Here is a 1,254-nt window from a genome sequence, read left to right on the forward strand (position 1 = left end):
CTGACCTGCACGTCAGACGGCGTGGTGTCGAGGATTACCTGGAAATTTTGCTCCGGCGAGCTGTCGCCGAGGCTGTTCACCACGCGTAGTTTGTACTCCCAGTCGGCGCTGTGCGCGGTGCCGTCCTGCGCCTTCCAGCTCATACCGCTGACGGTAGCATTAACCCACTTGCTGCCGTCCCACATTTGCAGGGTTTCGGACGCGGCGAGCGCGCGGCTGAGCGTCCCGGTGACTTCGCGGTTGGCGGAGCCATCTTTGGTGATGAGGTCGGTCTGGCTGCTGCCGGTATCCTTCTGCATGCTGGTGAGGGTAAAACTGACCGTCTGCATATTGACGTATTCAAATACCCACGGGGTTGAGAAGTCGCTGATGAACGCGCCTTGCTCCATTTTTACCGTGATGCTGTGTCTGCCGACGCTCATGCCGGTGGCATGTTCCCACTCCCAGTCGCCGCTGGCGCTGGCGGTAACGCTGGCAATCAGTTTGCCTTCGTCGTAGAGGTAAACCAGGGTGCCGGGCAGCGCGCTGCCGTACAGGCGCGGGGTACTGTCGTCGGTGGCGTCACCGTTTGCCAGCCAGTCGCTGATCTGCCCGGCGTCGTCGAAGGCTTTGTCAATGGTCGGGCCGTTGACCAGATTAATGGTGATCTCATCCTGCAGCTCGTAAGCGCTATTGAGCAATTCAAAGGTGAACTGACCCNGCTGATCTGCCCGGCGTCGTCGAAGGCTTTGTCAATGGTCGGGCCGTTGACCAGATTAATGGTGATCTCATCCTGCAGCTCGTAAGCGCTATTGAGCAATTCAAAGGTGAACTGACCCGGTTCCAGCGGAATGCCCGGCGTCCATTCCCAGGTGCCATCCGCTTTTACGATAACGGGCTGGCCCACTACGGCGCGACCATATTCGTCAATGTAGCTCAGCATGAGGGTGGCGCCCGGTTGTCCGGTGCCTTTGAGCGTTGGCGTCAGGTCGTCGGAATAGCCGTTGGCTGGCACCCGATCGTTGCCGCCGACGTTGTCCCACACTTCGGTGATCGCTGCTTTAATATCAGCCAGCGTCACCGTCTGTTTCACCGGCGTATTGACGTTGCCAGCGATGTCAGTGATGCGGATCTGGTATTCCCAGCTGGCGGTATGCGCCGCGCTGTCGGTAAAGCTCCAGTTGTTAGACGCATCCACGCTGAGCGCCAGCCAGGTTTTACCGCCGTCCAGCGAATACTCGATGATATCGCCCGTATCCAGCCCTTTGCTCAGCG

1 protein-coding gene and 1 pseudogene are annotated in these 1,254 nt (G+C 59.2%); both read right to left on the reverse strand.

Annotated features, from left to right (window positions below):
* A partial coding sequence (locus ACPUC7_RS24350; protein ID WP_494924851.1) for a hypothetical protein occupies positions 1–680 on the reverse strand: 680 nt, incomplete at its 3' end.
* A 434-nt stretch (positions 681–1,114) separates the two neighbouring features.
* Positions 1,115–1,177 (reverse strand): annotated as a pseudogene (locus tag ACPUC7_RS24355) (hypothetical protein); the annotation flags it as partial.
* Positions 1,178–1,254: the final 77 nt, after the last annotated feature.

This window comes from Pantoea sp. CFCC18179 (assembly GCF_059412405.1).